This window comes from Cupriavidus sp. 01T418, assembly GCF_056398885.1.
In genome coordinates, this window is sequence record NZ_JBFTQG010000052.1 from 27,247 (window position 1) to 45,141 (window position 17,895).

Consider the following 17,895-nt stretch of genomic DNA (forward strand, 5'->3'; position numbering starts at 1 on the left):
GACCCAAGGAGAGCCTGCGCTGGCTCGAGGGCTACGAGCGCATTGCGGAGATCGCGGCGAGTCTGCCTTGAGCAATCTGTGGATGATGCGCCATCGACTGCAGCCGGGTGCCAAGGGGTGAGTGCGCCCTCGATGGCACGAAACGCGGGCGGCAACGCCGGTGCTGATTCCGAGCCTGGTGTCGGATTTTGGCCGAAGCGCTCTTCAAATTCATCTGGCCACGCCTTGTCCTCGGGCACGTCTCAGATGCGCGTGTGCAGCAGCAGCGTGGTGTCCAAGTTCTTCAGCGCTATCCGGAATCACAACAGAATCAGCGTCACCGTGCCCGATCCGTCAAGCTGGATTTCAGACGTGGCGGATTCCACCACGGGCTTGCTTAGACCCACACTCACGGTCACATCACCAGAGAGTTCAGTTAGCGCGTCAGGGGCGGTCGCATTGGCACTTGCGGCGAAGGCGATGGAGTTGTTTTTCAGAAAGTATTGGGCCGTAAAGTCACGGTAATTGCCCCAGGAAGAGTTCGAGCCTGCAACACCGGTGGTTCTCAACCTGGCGGCGGGGTCCTGAAGCACTCCCCCTACAGTTGTTCTGATCTTAAGCACCCCTGTCCAGAACTGCGCGCCGCCAATGTTCTGGCCGTTATAGGTGCCTACACCAAAGCGTTCATCGCTACTTACCCCAGGACTGCCGAATGCGGTGCCATCCCGGTTGTCGGTAAAGGCCAATGCGAATTTGGTAGGCGCCGGACAGATCACTGCCATTGACATCCGCTGCGGCCGGGGGTGGAAGTATTGGTAGATGGAGTCGCCTACATGGACTAGAACGAGGGACTCTCTGGAATGGATTCCAAAGTCACTCACCCCACCACCGCCCAGTGAAATGGTGCATGCGGATGGCGCAATGGTGCCAGTCATGGAGAAGCCAGCGGACTGCGCTTGTGCGGCAAATGCTGCCCCGGAGAACATTGCGGAGAAAAGTATTTTTTGGATCATGAGAAACGATTTCTGGAATGAATCGATAGACAACAAGTAGACAACAAGTATCAAACCAGTACTCAAACCAGAGAATCCACGAAGAGGCAGAAATTGGAGCGTTTCACGCAATACACCTGCGCTGCTGCCCGCAATACTGCGGTTCTTTCACGGACTCAATCGTTCGAAAACAGGCCACCCCAGCAGTATTCCACTCAAAAAAGTACAGGCCTAGAGTACAGGCCTACGGCGCATTGCGCCTTCCTGGGTCTTGCCTCGGCACCACAGGTCCGCCCTGCGCCCCCCCGTAGTAGACGTATCTTAGCGATCGAGGACTGACATAAGAATAGAAGAATTTCTAATGTCGAGCGCGAGCCGCTGGGCATCCTGGATGCGTGGTTGCGGGCACGCGAAGAATGACCGCCTCACAACCTCGCTTTCGTTATCGCGGCCACCACCACACTGTCATTCGCGTGCAGGTCCATTCTGCAGTACTTCATTTCGGCCTCCGTCAGGTCGAAGTGCACGTCACATATTGGCTCTGATGTGTCAGCCGGAAATATGATTATCAAAGCCCATGCGTCTTATCAAAGTGCGCAATTTTTACCATCACCATGGAATAGATTGGTTCGACACTAGTTTCAAAATGTTACTTCAATTATATCAAATTAACAATTCAATCCATTTAATCACACTGTTCAAACTAAAAAAGCCAGAACGATTGCAATGCCAGGTCGTCCAATCAATATGGACGTATCTGGAGATTTTCCATGCAATCAATTCGTCATATATGGCGGCGCCCGATGCGCAGTCCTAAGCCCTGGCAGGGCGGCCTTTGTGCTCTTATGGTCGGCGCGCTTGCAATGTTCGCGGGCCCTGGCGCCCATGCAGCCGATCTTGCGCGCCAGACCGTAGGCCCAGTCAGCTACGTTTGCGGCGGTGTCGGCGAGGACGAGCAGCAAGCGCTCAAGTCGGAGGCGAAGGATTTTGATATGGGTCTGCTATTCACCGAGGGCGCACGCGGCGAGTATCTATCCGATGTTGCAATCACCCTTTCGCGCAACGGCGTCGAAGTTGCATCGTTCCGTGCGAATGGGCCACGCTGCCTCATCAAAGCGCCGAGGGCGACTTACCAGGTCGTGGCAAGCTATAACGGTGTAGACAAACACACCACATTGCGTATGGGTGAGCGGAATGTGCATCTGAATTGGTAGCCGGCTGGCGTCTCAACGCTCTGATCAGGATTTAGAGCGTAGGCAAGGGGCTTGTCGCGATCGCGGAGTGATTCTGCTGGGGTGAAAAGTGGGGTGAAAAGCTACCACCTGGCACTTGAGATCGCGCAAGCACCTTACGCCACCGCCCATTCATTCGGCAAAATTCTCGCGGCCAATTCACCTGTAGGCGGGCACCGGAAAGCGTACCGATGCCGCGCTGATTTCTCACGTGTTCACGAACGCTGCGGATCTTGCCCGCGGCGCCTGCTCAACCGGGTGCACAAATTTCATGGCGCCACCGCGCTCGCAATGACAGACAGTAGGACAAACTCCGGTATGCAATCAGTGCGCATCCGATGGTGTTGGCTGCACCGATACTGGAGCACCATGGCCGGACAACCCCATGCTGATCTTCGTTCTCGTTACTCTCGCGGCAGTCGGGGTGATCACTATTGTGATTTACCTCATGGAATAGTGGCTGCGCTCCGATCCAGTTGCGCGAAGGCGAACTGAGGCGAGCGTGGACTCCCCACCCGCCTACGCGGCTATTTCCCCACCTGCAGACCATCCACCACCGATTGCACGCCATCTACTGCACGGACTGCATTCAAGGCCGTCAGCTTCTCCGAGTCGCTTTGGACCTTGCCATCGAGATGCACTACACCGTTTTCAGTTCTCACCCGAATTCCGGTTGGCCTGAGCCCTTTCGCAACAAGGAGCTCAGCTTTGACCTTCATCGTGATCGCATGGTCACTGGGTTTCGTCGCTGATTCCACGGAAGTCGCCACGCCCCCAAAGTCATCCTTTCGCATTGTCCGTTCACCGGGTGGCTCGGGACGCCCCGGCGTTCCAGGTGGGCTGGCCATGGGCGGAATGTCATCTATTGCGACCAGTGTGCTGCCTGCATCCACCAGGGCGGTTGCGTGGCCCGAAGCACAAAGCAATCCAACAAGGCTTGCAAGGCATATCTTTTGCTTTGATTTCATCATGGCTCCTGCTGGTACCCGCGCATGCCGCGACGCATATCGCCCTGGACATGCGCCCCTCCGACCGCGCTTCGCTTCTATACAAAAAGGGACTATCGAGGAAAGCAGCGAGTTCCGCAGTGACCTCGCTACGTTACACACGGAAATAGATATTACGATTGGTGCACAAGGGAATGCCCTAAAGCGCGTGATCTGACCATGCTCTGTAGGAATGACACCGACACCAGTCTTGCCATGGTCGCCCTACACTTGCTTTATATGAGTCACGAGAAACAGACCTGTGGTTTGTCCATTCCTCAATGCATAACTTTCGTACCATGCTTGTCGGCGGCGACGACAACGAGCAGATTCATTTTCGCGCCTGCGGCAAGTACCCAAGCTGTCGCTTGCGCGCTCACTATCGTGATCAAACCATCGATGTAACAGCAACGGACTTCTTTCGAGCGCTTTGCCAAATTCGGGAGGTGCTCGCGCTTGAAGGTTTGTATCCGCGATGCCATGGATCGAGCCTGAACGTGTATGCCATGGGCAGCACTGCAAAAGCCCATGACGGCCTGCGTGCGTACCGCCTCAGCATGGGCCGCGAGGTCACCCAGTTTGACGTCGTCGAAATCTTTAACTGCTGCGAGGCGAGTGTGCTCCCGGTCACCGTGACGGAGCAGCGCGACTACTACTGGCAATGGCTGCAGTCGACGGCATGATGGTCGCCATCCTGTGTCATACGCGGTAAGGAAATGTATCCAACATTGCGATGTTCGGCGCCGCGATGGAAAGTATGTGGACTTGTCCATGGCGCAGCCACCGGCTGCATGGCCTTCCAGCAAATCCATCCCCTTCCCAGGAGACGTAGATGCTCAGTCCACATGAAATCGCCGCCTTGATGCTTCTTGATAGTGCAAACGAGAATCTCGATCTGGACCCCACCGACCTCAAGACTCTCGTTCGTCGACAGCTTGTACAACTGGATCGACAATCCCACGACTGCAGACAAGCTCGCCTCACCAGCTACGGGCGCAGCTTTCTGGACAACGTCGCCAAGAGACGCTGAACGGCGGCCTGTGTAGGCCACGCCTCGACCACATTGCCCACGCGAGCCAAACCTGTTGCGGAAAACACCGGTATGAAGCTGACCCACACGTTCGTGAAGCGTGTGATCGTCCTCTCGCTCCCCTGGTCCGGCAGTCAGCCAAAGCAGCCCAGGTAATACTGCTGGGCGCGCAGCGCGTCGACATCCTCGCGGTAGCGATCGGCGCGGCTCCAGTACTCAGTCTCGTTCATCGCGCGTTCAGTCGAGCGCACCCGGTAATTGAGAATCAGGCACTGGTTCAGGAAGACGTTCTGCGTCCGCATGATCCATTCCTCATCCCGTGTCCGCTGCGCCCTGACCAGCTCCGCCGTCTGCGCGCGGATACGCAGGTAAGCCTGATTTGCCTGCAGGGTTGCCGCGACGCTGGGCACCGTGAGCAGGTGGCCCTGCATACTGCTGGTGACATTTCTGTAGCCAGCCGGGCAGGCTGCCGACGTGTAGAGGACTTCACCCGCTCTCAGGCATTTGGTGGCCGCCTGCGCCACGCCGCTGGCGGCCAGCAGCACCATCATCACGGCAAGTTGTCTGGACATGGCAGTGACCTCGTCGAATCACGATGGAATCAATGTAGCCCAGATCAGCGCCGATACCAGCCGGAGATGAGCGGGTGGCCAGTCGCGGCGCGCATCCTTTCCTGCTCTTCCTACCTGGCTGGGCTGCCATTCATCTTGTTTTCATTGGGCACGCAGCCCGGATCGATCCGCCGGCGGCCGAGGTGCTGGCAAATTCCGGGGCGCGCGATGCATAATCCTGAAACTGGTTTCACCGAGACCGCTTCCCTATGCCACGCCCTGTGACTCAACCCACGTCCAGCCTGAAGCCCGCAGAGAAACTCACCATCCAGGACGTTGCCGCCTATGCCGGCGTTTCAAAGGCTACCGTATCGCGCTACCTGAACCGGGGCGGCGAGCAGTTGTCCGCCGACGTGGAGGCACGCGTCGCCGCGGCCGTGCGCGCGCTGGGCTATAGCCCGAGTCCCATGGCGCAGGCGCTAAAGCGCGGCAAGTCGCGCCTGATCGGGCTGGTGGTGGCGGATGTTTCCAACTCGTTCTCGGTGGCCGTGCTGCGTGGCGTGGAAAAAGCCTGCCGCGACGCGGGCTACATGGTCATGCTGTTCAACCTGGGCAATGACGAGCAACTGGAACGCGAAGCCATTCGCTCGCTGTCGGCCTATCAGGTCGAGGGCTTCATCCTGCACACGCTGGGCCACGACGCCGGCGCCCTCGCCGACGCAGCGCAGTTGGGCAAACCGGTAGTGCTGGTAGACCGCAAGGTTGGCGCTGCGGAAGTCGACCTCGTCGCCCTGGACAACCTTTCCGCAGTCAACGAGGCTGCCGGCCACCTGCTCGAAGCCGGCTACCAGCACCTGCTCTTCATCAGCGAGCCGATCAAGGCCATCAGCTCGCGCAACGAGCGGGCCCGGGCCTTCCGGAACTTCATCGCGGAGCATGCAGGCTCGCTCAGCGGAACCGTTTTCGAAGCCCGTACCGGTGACGACGATGCCCTGGACGACGCGCTGCGCGCCCTGCACCGGCGTGCCGGTAAGGCGCCCATCGCCGTGCTGGCGGCCAATGCGGTGATCTCGCTGCGCGTTGCCGCTGCCGCCGCCAGGCTGGGCTGGCAACTCGGCGCCGACCTCGGCTTGATCGGGTTCGACGATCCGGAATGGGCTGCTCTGGTTGGCCCCGGCCTGAGCACCATTTCCCAGCCTACCGACGATATTGGACGCGTCGCCACCAACTGCCTGATCGAGCGCCTGCAAGGGGCGCCGCTTGCACCGCGCCAGGTGCTGTTGCCCGGTACCCTGGTCAAGCGTGGCTCCACCCGCCGCGGCTGATCCCCGATCCTTCTCCCGCCTCTCCCGCCTCTCCCGCGGTCATCCGGCATGCGCGCGCGATCCGCGCATAGGCCCGTTGCCTTCGGCTAGCGGATTGCCCGACCGCGCCCCCATTTCCACCCCGGGCCATCGGCATCCCGACCCTTAAGGGTTTCCACTGCTGGAGTTCTGAAACCGGTTTCCTATAATCCTGAAACCGGTTTCAGAACCGTACTTGCCGAGCGCTGCGACGCCAGCGACACATTCCACAGAACGTGCAGGAGACATTGATGAACATCCACCGCTTGTTGCGCCACATCGCCGCGCCCGTGCTCACGCTGCTGGTCCTGGCCAGCGCCTCGGCCGGGGTCCAGGCACAGACCGTCGCCGAGATCGTCAAGAAGGGCAAGGTCACCATCGGCGTGGTGACCGGCGCCCCGCCCTTCGGCACCACGGACGCCACCGGCAAGCCCGCGGGCTATGACGTGGACGTGGCCAAGCTGCTGGGCAAGTACCTCGGCGTCCCGGTCGATATCGTGCCGCTTACCTCCCCCAGCCGGATTCCGGCGCTGGAAGCCGGCAAGGTCGACTTCCTGGTCGCCACCCTGGCACCGACCCCCGAGCGGGCCCGGGCCATCATGTTCAGTTCGCCCTACAGCGCGTTCGAGCTCACCATCTTCGCGCCAGCCGCGGCCAAGTACGCCAAGCTGGCTGAGCTTGCGAAGAAGAAGGTTGGCGTGACGCGCGGCACCACCCAAGACACAGCCTTGACCCGCCTCGCCGTGCCCGGCATGAATATCGTCCGCTTCGAAGACGACGCCACCTGTGCGCAGGCGCTGATCAGCAACCAGGTCGAAGCCATCGCCCTGCCCAACACCACCGGCAACGAGATCATGAAGGCACGCGGCGCCGGCAGGTTCGACGCCAAGTTCGCGTTCTCTGTACAACCGAACTCGATGGCCGTGCGCAAGGATGCCTTCGAGCTGCGCCAGTGGCTCAACACCACCATCGCCTACGTCAAGCTCAATGGCGAACTCGACGCCATCGCGCAGCAGTGGACCGGCAAGGCGCTGCCCGCGCTGCAGACGTTCTGAATCCGGCAAGTCCGACGTTGCGCGCCAGCGCCTGCCGGCGCGCCAGGAGACCCGCATGCATTATCAATTTGAATGGACCCCGGTGTTGTCGCAGCTGGATCATTTCGCGCAAGGCGCGGCCATGACGCTGGCGCTCAGCTTCGGCTCGATCCTGCCAGGCACCCTGGTCGGTACCGCCGGCGCCATTGCTGCCGCTTTTGGTGGCCCCTGGCTCCAGCGCGCCGCCAGGGCATACGTCGAGGCGATCCGCAACACGCCCTTCCTGATCCAGCTCTTCATCATCTTCTTCGGCTTGCCTACCGTCGGCCTGCAGATCGATGCCATCACCGCCGCGGTGATAGCCATGACCGTCAATCTCGGCGCCTACTCGACCGAGATCATCCGGGCCGGCCTGCAGGCGGTTCACCGCTCGCAGCTCGAAGCCGCCGCCGCCCTGGGCATGACGCGCTGGCAGTTGATCCGCCACGTCGCCCTGGTGCCGGCCGTCGAGAAGGTGTATCCGGCGCTGACCAGCCAGTTCACACTGATGATGCTGACTTCGAGCGTGGTGTCGGCGATCTCCGTGGAAGAGCTGACGGCGGTCGCCAGCCAGGTCGATTCGCAGACCTTCCGCACCTTCGAGAGCTACATCCTGGTGATGTTCATCTACATCGGGCTGGCTCTGCTGTTGCGCGCCATGTTCGCACTGATCGGCCATCTCGTGTTCAGGCGGCGCCGTGTGGTGGCACGCGCAAGGAGGTTCGCGCGCACTGCCCGCGTCCTGCCCATGGCGCTTGCGGAGCTGACGCCGGCGGTGGCGGGGAGCGCAAAATGATCAGCGATTTCTCCTGGAATCATCTTGAAATCCTGCTCCTGGCCGCGCGCTGGACGCTGTGGGTGACCTTGCTGGCCTTTATCGGCGGCACGCTGGCCGGCTTCATGGTGGCGCTGGCGCGTACCTCGAGAAGCGCCCTGCTGCGCCTCRCCAGCACGGTCTATATCCAGGTCGTGCAAGGTACGCCGGTGCTGATCGTGCTGTTCCTGAGCTACTACGGCCTCTCCGTGCTCGGGCTCAAGCTGTCGCCAATGGTCGCGGCCATGCTGGCCATGTCGATCTACGCCAGCGCCTATCTCGGCGAGATCTGGCGCGGTTGCATCGAGGCCGTGCCGCAGGGGCAGTGGGAAGCCAGCGAAGCGCTCGCCCTCACCCGCTGGCAGCAACTGCGCTTCGTCGTGCTGCCGCAAGCCGTCCGGCTTGCCCTGCCGCCCACGGTGGGCTTCTCGGTCCAGCTGGTCAAGAACACCTCGATCACTTCCATCATCGGCGTCATCGAACTGACCCGCGCCGGCCAACTGATCAACAACGCGACCTTCCAGCCCTTCGCGGTCTTCGTCGTCGTCGCACTTATCTATTTCGCGCTTTGCTTCCCGCTTTCCTCGGCAGCCAGGCGCATGGAAAGGAGGCTCCATGCCCATCGTTGAAGCACGAGACGTGCACAAGTCGTACGGCCCCGTCGAAGTCCTGAAGGGTGTGTCGTTTGCCATCGAACCGGGCCAGGTGGTCGCCATTATCGGCCGCAGCGGTTCCGGCAAGAGCACCATGCTGCGCTGCCTGAACGGCCTGGAGACGATCAACGCCGGCAATATCACGGTCGCCGGGCACAAGCTGGATCACGACCGGAAGCGGCTGCTCGACCTGCGCCGCGACGTGGGCATGGTGTTCCAGAGCTACAACCTCTTTCCGCACCTGACCGTGGGCGAGAACATTGCGCTGGCGCCGTCCATCGTCAGGAAGATGGCCGCGGACAAGATCGACGGCATCGTCGACGAGGTGCTGACCCAGGTCGGCCTGCTGGACAAGAAGGACTGCTACCCCGAGCAGCTCTCGGGCGGCCAGCAGCAGCGCGTGGCCATCGCCCGATCGCTGGCGATGGAACCCAAGGTGATGCTGTTCGACGAGGTGACCTCCGCGCTCGACCCGGAACTGACCGCCGAAGTGCTGCGCGTCATGGAAAGCCTGGCCGCCTCCGGCATGACCATGGTGCTGGTGACGCATGAGATGGAGTTCGCGCGCCGCATGGCACATACCAGCATCTTCATGCACCAGGGCAAGGTGCACGAGGCAGGCCCGTCCAAGGCGCTGTTCGCGCAGCCACGGACTCCGGAACTGCAGCAGTTCCTGAGCGCTGGAGCACTGAAATGACCCAGCGGCAACAAGGTAGTTCTTTCCCGCCGCCGGTGCTGATTTCGCTCACCGCCTATGGCGCCGACCTCGCCCGCCGCGACGGACAGGCCGCGCTGGCGCGGATTGCCGCGGCAGCAGGCGCGGACGGCGTGGAATACCGCGGCGAACTCCAGCGTGGCCACAAGGATGAAATCAGGGAACAGCGCGAGCTCGCCGAGCAGCACGGGCTGGCCGTGGTCTGGTCGAGCCCGGAAGGCCTCTGGAGCGAAGCCGGCAGCCTCGATGCCGCAGCACTCGACCGCGCCTTCACGACGGCGCTGGCGCTTGGTGCCACGCGGGTAAAGATGTCGCTTGGCGGCTACCGTGTAGGCACGGCGCTGGAAGGGTTGCTGCCCTGGTTGCGGCACGACGGCATCGAACTCGTTGTGGAGAACGACCAGACCACCCGTGCCGGCACCGTGCCGCCGCTGCGCGATTTCTTCGCGCGTACCACGGCCCTCGGCAAGCACGTGCCGATGACCTTCGACATGGGCAACTGGCACTGGACGGGCGAAGATCCGCTCGACGCCGCGCACGCCTTCGCCACCCAGGTGGGCTACGTGCACTGCAAAGGCGTGCTGCGCGCACCTGCCAAGTGGGTCGCGGTGCCGCTGGACCAATCGGCCGCGCCATGGCGCAGCGTATTGCGCCGCCTGCCCGCCGACGTTGCGCGTGCCATCGAGTTTCCGCTGCAAGGGGAAGACCTGGTGCAGGTCACGCGTACCCACGTCGAACTGCTGCGTTCTGTGGAGATCCCCGCATGAGCCCCGATCTTGATGTCGTCACGCTGGGCGAGGCGATGCTGATGCTCGTGGCCGGCGAAGCCGGCCCGCTCGAAGGCGTGCAGACCTTCCACAAACGCACCGCCGGCGCCGAGACCAATGTGGCCATCGGCCTGTCGCGCCTGGGCTTGAAGGTCGGATGGGCCAGCCGCCTGGGCGACGATTCGATGGCGCGCTACCTGCTCGGTGAAATGCGCCGCGAAGGCGTGGATTGCAGCCAGGTGGTCTGCGAGCCCGGGGAGCGCACTGGCTTCCAGTTCAAGGGCCGGGTCGACGACGGCAGCGATCCGCCCGTCGAATACCACCGCCGCGACTCGGCTGCGAGCCGCATGAACCCGGGGCATCTCGACAACAGGTGGCTACGGCGCTCACGGCACCTGCACGTCACCGGCGTGTTCCCCGCGCTCGCCGAAGGCACGCAGGCGGCCACGCGCCAGGCCATCTCCACCATGCGGGCTGCCGGCCGCACGATCTCGTTCGATCCCAATTTGCGGCCCGCTTTGTGGGCCACGCCCGAGATGATGCGCGAGACGCTGAACGACCTGGCGCAACAGTGCGACTGGGTGCTGCCCGGCATCGAGGAAGGCCGCTTCCTCACCGGCCATGCCGAGCCGGAGCGCATTGCCGCCTTCTACCGTGCGCGCGGCGCCACGCTGGTGGTCGTGAAGTTGGGCGCCGAAGGCGCCTACTTCGACGGCGAGGCCGGCAGCGGCCATGTCCCGGCGTTCAGCGTCAAGCGTGTCGTCGACACGGTAGGCGCCGGCGATGGCTTTGCCGTGGGCATCATCAGCGCGCTGCTGGAAGGCCGGCCGGTGGCCGACGCCGTCCGGCGAGGCGCATGGATCGGCGCGCGGGCGGTGCAGGTGCGGGGCGATACCGAAGGCCTGCCGACCCATGCTCTGCTGGCGGCGGCCAGCCTGTGAAGTCACAGCAAGGATTTCCCATGCGCAAGAATGTCTTGGTGTTCCGTCCCATTCCGCCCGACCTGCTCGCCAGGATCGAATCGGAGCATGACGTGATCGTGGCCGACCCGCGCCAGCCGGCACAACTGCCGGCCTTCCGCGCCGCGCTGGCAAACGCCCACGGCCTGATCGGCTCCAGCGTAAGGCTCGGCGCGGCCGAACTGGCCGAAGCCGCCCAGCTGGAAGTGATCTCGAGCATTTCGGTGGGGGTCGACAACTATGATCTCGCCTGCCTGCGCCGGCGTGGCATCGCGCTCTGCCATACGCCCGGCGTACTCACCGAAACCACCGCCGACACCGTATTCGCCCTCATCATGGCAGCCAGCCGCCGCCTGGTCGAACTTGCCGACCATGTGCGCGCAGGCCGCTGGTCCGCCAATATTGGTGAAAGCCTGTTCGGCTGGGACGTCCACGGCAAGACCCTGGCGATCCTCGGCTTCGGGCGCATCGGCCAGGCGGTCGCGCGCCGCGCGGCGCTTGGCTTCGGCATGCCAGTGCTCTACGTCAACGAGATTGCCGCGGAGCCGCCCGATCTCGTGGGCCGCGCCACCCGGACGGAACTCGACGACGCCTTGCGCCGGGCCGATATCGTCGCCGTCACGCTGCCGCTGACCGAGAGCACGCGTGGCTTGATGGGGCAGCGCGAATTCGCGCTGATGAAACCGGGGGCCATCTTTGTCAACGGTGCCCGCGGCCAGATCGTGCAGGAAGGCGCGCTGCTCGATGCACTCGACAGCGGCCACCTGCGCGCGGCCGGGCTCGATGTCTTTGCCACCGAGCCGCTGCCGCAGGATTCGCCGCTGCGCTGCCATCCAAGGTTGACAGCCCTGCCCCATATCGGCTCGGCCACGCATGAGACCCGGCGTGCCATGGCTGAACTGGCCACGCGCAATCTGCTGGACGCGCTGGCCGGCCGGCTGCCCGCCGCGCGCTTCGACCTGGCAGCCATTGCCGCTTAGGACTGCTGGATCGCCACCCAATTTTCCCCGCAAGGACAATCCGCAATGCCCCATTCCATTCCCACGCTGTGCGGCTCGATCATGGGCGAGCCTTTCACCTTCAATGTGCGCATCCACAATGCTGCCTATCGGGCGCTCGAGATCGACTACACCTTCGTGTGCTTTGGTGTGCAGGACGTGCCCGGCGCCGTGCAATCGATCCGGGCGCTGGGTGTGCGCGGCATGAATGTGTCGATGCCGCACAAGCAGGCCGTGATCCCTCACCTCGACCGGCTCGACGAGACCGCGCGTGCCATCGGAGCGGTCAATACCATCAACAATGTCGATGGCGAGCTGACTGGCTACAACACCGATTGCATCGGCGCCGTACGTGCCTTCCAGGAGGTGACCGGACTGGCGGACAAGCGTATCGCGCTGCTTGGCGCGGGCGGCGCCGCGCGTGCCATGGCCTATGGATTGCGCGAGGCCGGCGCCGAGGTGACCGTATTCAACCGCACCGCGGCGCGCGGCGAGGAATTGGCCGCTTCGCTCGGCCTGCGCTTCGGCGGCGCGTTGTCCGACTTCCGCGCGGCCGACTTCGACATGCTCGCCAACGCGACCGCCGCCGGATTTCGCGCACCCGATGTCAACCCTGTCGCGGGGCAGCTCGCCCCGCACCTGATCGTCATGGATGCTGCGTTTATCCCGGTCAGGAGCAAGCTGATCCGGGATGCCGCCGCACTGGGCTGCACCACCATCGACGGCACGCGCATGATGCTGCATCAGGCTTGCGCGCAGGTCGAGTTCTATACCGGCTGCGCACGCGCGCCGATCGAGGCGATGGAGGCGGCGCTGCTGGAGGAGATCGCACGCCTGTCCTAGTATCCCGAATCACAAATTCGTCGAATAAGTGTGCCGACAAGACGCGCGATCCGTCGTCACAAATGCTCGCAAGGCTCCAGCCTTGCTGCGCTTCGTTCCTAGGCTCGCACGCCTTCTCGGCACACTTATTTTCTCAACGAATTTCCGGCAGCGGCACCCATGTCGCAGGCATACGCGTGCGCAGCCCCCAGTGCGAGGGTTGCGGCAACAATCAGACTGAGATGTTTCATGACTATCTCCAATGCGGTTCAATCAGCAATCCAAAGTGGTACACCGTCAGGTGTGGCGCTTTGGTACGTCGCACGACTTGCAGGGATCTCTTCGATCCTTGCCAACCGTCCGCCGTGCACTAGTCAAACCGCAGCAACGGCCGTCTTATTCCCGATTCGCATCTTTGATGGTTTCCTGTGTCCTGGCGTAGTCAGGCCTGAGGCATCTGCGCCGCCTTGGACAGCACACGGACCGGCACCGGGTCATCGCGGCCTCGCACGCGTGCGGCAAGCTGCGGCAGGCCTGCGGCCGAAATGCCGGCATGCTGGAAGACCTGTTCTGACACGATCGCTTCGCAAGCGATCTCTTTTGTCAACTGCTCCAGCCTCGAGGCCACGTTCAACGGGTCACCAATCGCGGTGAACGTGACATGCTCGCGAAAGCCAATCTCACCCATGACCGCCCGGCCGCAATGCAATCCAATGCCAAACCGGATTTTCGTTTGCAGCTGCTGCCCAAGCGCGGCGTTGAGATCGTCAATGTTGGCGGCCACCAGCGGCACCGCTCCAAGTGCCTGACGACAGGCGGCTGACGGCTCGCTGCTTAATCCAAAGATCGCGAGCACAGCGTCACCCATGAACTGGTTTGGCAGGCCGCCCGCCTGGACTACCGCCGAGCTGACCGCACTCAGGAAGCGACTGACCACGAACAGGCTGTCGAAGGGCAATTGTGCCGCCGCAAGCTTTGTGGAATCCCGCATATCCACGAACATGAACGCCGCGAATCGCTCTTGCGGCATGACGTCCCGCTGGCGCCGTTGCAAGAAGGCCGTGGATGCTGCAGGCGGCACCAGTGGCCACACGGAGAGATCATGGGTCGGCCGCAACTGGCAAGCAAGGCGCACTGTCTGCGCATCCGCGCCCAGCCGCTTCAGGACGCGCCGCTCCGCCTCGGCGGGCGCTGGCAGCGGCACGTCGCTGAGCACGCGCACCCGGCACAAGGTGCATCGGGCGCGGCCACCGCAGGTGCTGGCATGGGGAACACCGACCATGCGGCTAGCCTCAAGCACCGAAAATCCGCGCGGCGCGAATACCTTTCGCCCGTCCGGATACAGAACGCAGATCCTCCCGACACGGCGCTCCCGCACCGAGCGCACCAGCCGCGCTGCGAGCACCAGCAGCAGCGCACCACCATCGAAGAGCAGGAAGTCGTTGCGCAGCCCGGCGAGCCAGAGATTCTGCAAATCCGTTCCGATGATCGTCGGCCGGGTCGCTGCGGCGCGCCAGACCGGATCCTGCGCGAGCGCGATCACTTCCCGTCCGCCCTGCAAGAAGCCTAGCAGCGCGAGCACCGGAAGCAGCACGGCGGCGCTCAGCAGCACGCTCCGCCACGCCCCGAACCATGGTTTCAACCGCAACCAGAACCAGATGCCGTAACACCCATGCAGCCAGGCGACCACCAACAGCATCAGCTGCACTCGGCCAAAGAGCGGTGAAGCGATCCAGAAGGAGTACAGCAACTGCGCGTAACCCTTGTCCAGGCCGAACGCCGCAAAGGCGACCCGCGTATTCGCAATGTGGTTGGCCAGCAGCGGCGGTATGCACAAGCCGAGGACGAGCTGCGCCACCTCGCCCGGAGTCCAATGCAACGAGCGCCGTTCGTATAGCGCCCACAGCCCCAGGAAGAAATGCGTCGCCAGCGCGCTGTACAGCACGGCCGTCCCGAGCCATCCCTGCCAGATGAACTTCTGCACAAGCAGATCGCGCTCCAGCCATGCGAGCGAAATATTTCCGAGCGAGTGATTCAGGAGGTGGGTGCCTACGTAGGTGAACAGCACCAGCCCGGTAGTCAGTCGGACCGATCGCACACCCGCCGGCCGCCACCTTTGAAGACAGGCAAAGGGCGACATGCTCCACTCTCCACGCTCTCGATGCGCCAGCGCTTGCCCATCGGGCGCCTGCGCTGCCGATTCACCTTCCGGCGTGCACGCAGCAGCTTGCGCGCCCACCGGCGTCGGGACGCAGCCGAATTCGTATCTTACCTGCGCCGGCGTGGAGCGGGCAGGTGCAAAGCGGGCGGGGCGTAGCCCCGCCCGCGGTTCTGGCAGCGTGTCTTAGCTGTGCGCGCCGTCGGTGAACGGATCACGCCGATCCGTGACTCTTGCGCCGTCCGAATAGACATCGAATCTGCCTGCTTTCGCGCCGTCGGTGTAGGGGTCGCGCGGCCCGTTGATATGGGTCTTGCTGTCCGAGGTGGCGGCATCGGTGGGGATGCTGGATGCATGGGCCAGCGCTGCGAACGATACCAATGCAGCGGCAACGGCCGAATTCAGGATTTTCATGACGATCTCCAAAACCAGTAGGGATAGCTTCCAGAGCGCATCGCCGTGATGCGCTACGCTTGGGCACGCATCGCGTTCCGGTTTCCGGGTTATCGATCGTTCCCGAGCACTGGTTCGCCGTGCACGTGTAGAACTGCGCAGTCGCCGGGTTTATTCCCGCTCACGAGGTGCGCCCAGGAATGCAGGGGTGAGCGACAAGCCACAGTACGGATGCGCTTCTCGCTGCGCCCGCTTATCTCTGATCCCACAGGCGGCTCTCTTAAGACTTCCTTAAGCCACTCTGCCCTATCCTTGTCGCATCGCCAGACACCGCTGCACCGATGCCGACGCTCCTCGCCCTCAACCTCACGCTGTTCCAGCATCTCAACGCCCCTGCCGGGCTTTCAGGCGCTGGCCTCTGGAGCGCCACCTTCCTCGCCGAAGCGCTGATCGCGGCAGCGCCGCTGGTGCTGGCCGCGTGCTGGCTGCGCGGGCGCGCCGGGGACCGCCAGGCCGTGATCGGCGCACTGGCGGCCGTCGCGCTGGGTGGGCTGTGCAGCACCGTGCTCAACCTGTTGCTGCCCATGCCCCGGCCCTCCATGATGGGCATTGGCCATACCTACCTGGTGCATGCCGCCGACCCATCCTTTCCGAGCGACCACGTCACGCTGCTGGCCACGCTGGGCTTTGCCCTGCTGCGAACGCCTGGCGCGCTCATGCGCCGCAGCGGAGCCGGCTTGCTGCTGGCCGCGGCACTGACCGGCTGGGCCCGCGTCTACCTCGGCGTACACTTTCCGCTGGATATCGCCGGCGGCTTCGCCGTGGCGGCGTGCTGCGCGGCCGTCACAACGGCCGCCTTCGCGCGCCCCCTGCTTGGCGCCACCACGGTGCGCGCAGAGCGCCTTTACCGGTACCTGCTGGCTTACCCTATCGCACGCGGATGGCTCAACCCATGACACCTGCAGGCACGATGCCGCCGCTAGCGGCACGGCTGGCCGCCGACGGCGCGATGCCGTCCATGCCCGATGCCGGCCCAAGCCTTGCCGTCAGCGGCCTCGAAGGCGCCGGCCGCGGGCCCTTCACCCTCACCGTGGAACCCGGCAGTTGCGTGATCCTGTCCGGCGCCTCCGGCGCAGGCAAGAGCCTGCTGTTGCGCATGATTGCCGACCTCGACCCGAACCGCGGGAAGGTCCGGCTTGGCCAGTCCGCGCGCGAGAGCATGAGCGGGCCGGCCTGGCGGCGCCAGGTCATGTACGTGGCGGCGGAATCCGGCTGGTGGGGCGACGACGTCATGGAGCATATGGCTGACGTGCCCGCGGCGCAGGCCCTGCTGGCGCGGTTGCGCCTGCCCGCGGATATCCTGCGCTCGCCCGTGAGCCGCTTGTCCACCGGCGAGCGGCAGCGCCTCGCGCTGATCCGCGCGCTGGTGCGCCGTCCACGCTTCCTGCTGCTCGACGAGCCGACCTCGGCGCTGGACGCCGAGACCACGCTCGCCGTCGAAGCGCTGCTGCACGACTGCAAGGCGCAGGGGCTCGGGCTGCTGATCGTTTCGCACAACCCCGCGCAGGCGGCGCGCCTGCAGGACCGGCACTACCGCCTTGGCGCCGCCGGGCTGGAAGCGGTGGCGGCATGAGTCCGATCCCGCTCTCGGCCTATGACCTGGCACTGGCCAGCCTGCTGGTGCTGGCCGGCGCCGGCGCCTCGCTGGCGCTGTCGCTGGACGTGCACCGCAACCTGCTGTGGGCCGCCGGCCGCATGGTGGTGCAACTGCTGCTGGTCGGCCTGGTGCTGCGCACGGTGTTCGGCCTGTCGTCGCCGCTGGTGACTGCGCTGACGGTGGCGGCCATGATCGCGGCAGCCGCCCGCGAGGTCGGCAGCCGGCAGGAGCGGCGCCTGGCCGGGCCCTGGCATGCGTTGATCGGCGCCGCGGCGGTCAGCCTGCCGACCCTGCTCGTGACCGTACTGGCGCTCACCACGGCCTTGCGCCCGACGCCGTGGTACGACGCCCGCCATGCCATCCCGCTGGCCGGCATCATCCTTGGCAATGTGATGAACGCCGCGAGCCTGGCGCTCAATGGCGCCTTTACCGCGGTCTGGCACCAGCGCGCCGCCATCGATGCGCGCCTGGCGCTGGGCGACGACCGCCATGCGGCGCTGCGCGTGATCGTGCGCCAGGCGGTGCGCAGCGGCATGCTGCCGACCATGAACACCATGGCGGCGGCCGGCATCATCACCATGCCCGGCATCATGACCGGCCAGATCCTGGCCGGCATGGACCCGATCGCCGCGGCCCGCTACCAGATCCTGCTGATGTTCCTGCTCGCCGGGGGCAGCATGCTCGGCGTGATCCTGGCCGCCTCGCTCGCGGTCCGGCGCCTGACCGACCAGCGCCAACGCCTGCGCCTGGACCGGCTGCAACGGCGCTGAACC

At 64.0% G+C, this 17,895-nt stretch carries 20 protein-coding genes; 15 read left to right on the forward strand and 5 right to left on the reverse strand.

Going from position 1 to position 17,895, the window contains the following annotated elements; all coding sequences use genetic code 11:
* Positions 1-299: 299 nt before the first annotated feature.
* Positions 300-1,103: a DUF1120 domain-containing protein gene (locus AC1DQ3_RS31200; RefSeq protein WP_477123983.1), complete on the reverse strand. Its 804-nt coding sequence runs from the start codon at positions 1,101-1,103 to the stop codon at positions 300-302.
* Between the two features lie 713 nt (positions 1,104-1,816).
* Between AC1DQ3_RS31200 and AC1DQ3_RS31205 the strand changes: the two genes are divergently transcribed.
* Positions 1,817-2,185, forward strand: a complete 369-nt coding sequence (locus AC1DQ3_RS31205) for a hypothetical protein (protein WP_477124032.1) — start codon at positions 1,817-1,819, stop codon at positions 2,183-2,185.
* 545 nt (positions 2,186-2,730) lie between these two features.
* On the opposite strand, the gene AC1DQ3_RS31210 is transcribed toward AC1DQ3_RS31205, so the two are convergent.
* Positions 2,731-3,174 (reverse strand): BON domain-containing protein, encoded by a 444-nt coding sequence (locus tag AC1DQ3_RS31210; RefSeq protein ID WP_477123984.1) that lies wholly within the window; start codon positions 3,172-3,174, stop codon positions 2,731-2,733.
* Positions 3,175-3,488: 314 nt separating this feature from the next.
* Here AC1DQ3_RS31210 and AC1DQ3_RS31215 point away from each other — a divergent pair, with 314 nt between their 5' ends.
* The gene (locus AC1DQ3_RS31215) at positions 3,489-3,872 is read left to right on the forward strand and encodes a hypothetical protein (RefSeq protein ID WP_477123985.1); all 384 of its coding nucleotides are present in this window, start codon (positions 3,489-3,491) and stop codon (positions 3,870-3,872) included.
* A 149-nt stretch (positions 3,873-4,021) separates the two neighbouring features.
* Entirely contained in the window at positions 4,022-4,219 is a 198-nt protein-coding gene (locus AC1DQ3_RS31220; RefSeq protein ID WP_477123986.1) for a hypothetical protein, read from the forward strand.
* Between the two features lie 134 nt (positions 4,220-4,353).
* Here AC1DQ3_RS31220 and AC1DQ3_RS31225 read toward each other — a convergent pair whose 3' ends face one another.
* A complete protein-coding gene (locus AC1DQ3_RS31225; protein ID WP_477123987.1) occupies positions 4,354-4,791 on the reverse strand; it encodes a hypothetical protein in 438 nt (145 codons plus the stop codon).
* 248 nt (positions 4,792-5,039) lie between these two features.
* On the opposite strand from AC1DQ3_RS31225, the gene AC1DQ3_RS31230 reads away from it, so the two are divergent.
* From AC1DQ3_RS31230 to AC1DQ3_RS31270, 9 genes are all read left to right on the forward strand, one after another.
* Positions 5,040-6,095, forward strand: coding sequence for a LacI family DNA-binding transcriptional regulator (locus AC1DQ3_RS31230; RefSeq protein WP_477123988.1), 1,056 nt, complete (start codon positions 5,040-5,042; stop codon positions 6,093-6,095).
* Positions 6,096-6,364: 269 nt separating this feature from the next.
* Positions 6,365-7,168 (forward strand): transporter substrate-binding domain-containing protein, encoded by an 804-nt coding sequence (locus AC1DQ3_RS31235; protein ID WP_477123989.1) that lies wholly within the window; start codon positions 6,365-6,367, stop codon positions 7,166-7,168.
* 55 nt (positions 7,169-7,223) lie between these two features.
* A complete protein-coding gene (locus tag AC1DQ3_RS31240; protein WP_477123990.1) occupies positions 7,224-7,982 on the forward strand; it encodes an amino acid ABC transporter permease in 759 nt (252 codons plus the stop codon).
* A complete protein-coding gene (locus tag AC1DQ3_RS31245; protein ID WP_477123991.1) occupies positions 7,979-8,629 on the forward strand; it encodes an amino acid ABC transporter permease in 651 nt (216 codons plus the stop codon). The genes AC1DQ3_RS31240 and AC1DQ3_RS31245 overlap by 4 nt, the downstream gene beginning before the upstream one ends.
* Positions 8,616-9,350 carry an amino acid ABC transporter ATP-binding protein gene (locus AC1DQ3_RS31250; protein WP_477123992.1) on the forward strand — a complete coding sequence of 245 codons (735 nt, stop codon included), beginning with the start codon at positions 8,616-8,618 and terminating at the stop codon, positions 9,348-9,350. The genes AC1DQ3_RS31245 and AC1DQ3_RS31250 overlap by 14 nt, the downstream gene beginning before the upstream one ends.
* The gene (locus AC1DQ3_RS31255; RefSeq protein WP_477123993.1) at positions 9,347-10,135 is read left to right on the forward strand and encodes a sugar phosphate isomerase/epimerase family protein; all 789 of its coding nucleotides are present in this window, start codon (positions 9,347-9,349) and stop codon (positions 10,133-10,135) included. The genes AC1DQ3_RS31250 and AC1DQ3_RS31255 overlap by 4 nt, the downstream gene beginning before the upstream one ends.
* Positions 10,132-11,076 carry a sugar kinase gene (locus tag AC1DQ3_RS31260; protein WP_477123994.1) on the forward strand — a complete coding sequence of 315 codons (945 nt, stop codon included), beginning with the start codon at positions 10,132-10,134 and terminating at the stop codon, positions 11,074-11,076. The genes AC1DQ3_RS31255 and AC1DQ3_RS31260 overlap by 4 nt, the downstream gene beginning before the upstream one ends.
* Positions 11,077-11,096: 20 nt before the next feature.
* Entirely contained in the window at positions 11,097-12,074 is a 978-nt protein-coding gene (locus AC1DQ3_RS31265) for a 2-hydroxyacid dehydrogenase (RefSeq protein ID WP_477123995.1), read from the forward strand.
* Positions 12,075-12,119: 45 nt separating this feature from the next.
* Positions 12,120-12,935: a shikimate dehydrogenase family protein gene (locus tag AC1DQ3_RS31270; protein ID WP_477123996.1), complete on the forward strand. Its 816-nt coding sequence runs from the start codon at positions 12,120-12,122 to the stop codon at positions 12,933-12,935.
* Positions 12,936-13,356: 421 nt separating this feature from the next.
* Here AC1DQ3_RS31270 and AC1DQ3_RS31275 read toward each other — a convergent pair whose 3' ends face one another.
* Together AC1DQ3_RS31275 and AC1DQ3_RS31280 are read right to left on the reverse strand one after the other, a co-directional pair.
* A complete protein-coding gene (locus AC1DQ3_RS31275; RefSeq protein WP_477123997.1) occupies positions 13,357-15,054 on the reverse strand; it encodes an adenylate/guanylate cyclase domain-containing protein in 1,698 nt (565 codons plus the stop codon).
* A 204-nt stretch (positions 15,055-15,258) separates the two neighbouring features.
* Positions 15,259-15,486 (reverse strand): hypothetical protein, encoded by a 228-nt coding sequence (locus tag AC1DQ3_RS31280; RefSeq protein ID WP_477123998.1) that lies wholly within the window; start codon positions 15,484-15,486, stop codon positions 15,259-15,261.
* Positions 15,487-15,806: 320 nt separating this feature from the next.
* On the opposite strand from AC1DQ3_RS31280, the gene AC1DQ3_RS31285 reads away from it, so the two are divergent.
* The 3 genes from AC1DQ3_RS31285 to AC1DQ3_RS31295 are packed head-to-tail and all read left to right on the forward strand — an operon-like array spanning position 15,807 to position 17,892.
* Positions 15,807-16,421 (forward strand): phosphatase PAP2 family protein, encoded by a 615-nt coding sequence (locus AC1DQ3_RS31285; RefSeq protein WP_477123999.1) that lies wholly within the window; start codon positions 15,807-15,809, stop codon positions 16,419-16,421.
* Positions 16,418-17,098: an ABC transporter ATP-binding protein gene (locus AC1DQ3_RS31290; protein WP_477124000.1), complete on the forward strand. Its 681-nt coding sequence runs from the start codon at positions 16,418-16,420 to the stop codon at positions 17,096-17,098. The genes AC1DQ3_RS31285 and AC1DQ3_RS31290 overlap by 4 nt, the downstream gene beginning before the upstream one ends.
* Positions 17,095-17,892 carry an ABC transporter permease gene (locus AC1DQ3_RS31295; protein WP_477124001.1) on the forward strand — a complete coding sequence of 266 codons (798 nt, stop codon included), beginning with the start codon at positions 17,095-17,097 and terminating at the stop codon, positions 17,890-17,892. The genes AC1DQ3_RS31290 and AC1DQ3_RS31295 overlap by 4 nt, the downstream gene beginning before the upstream one ends.
* The last annotated feature ends 3 nt before the right edge of the window (positions 17,893-17,895 follow it).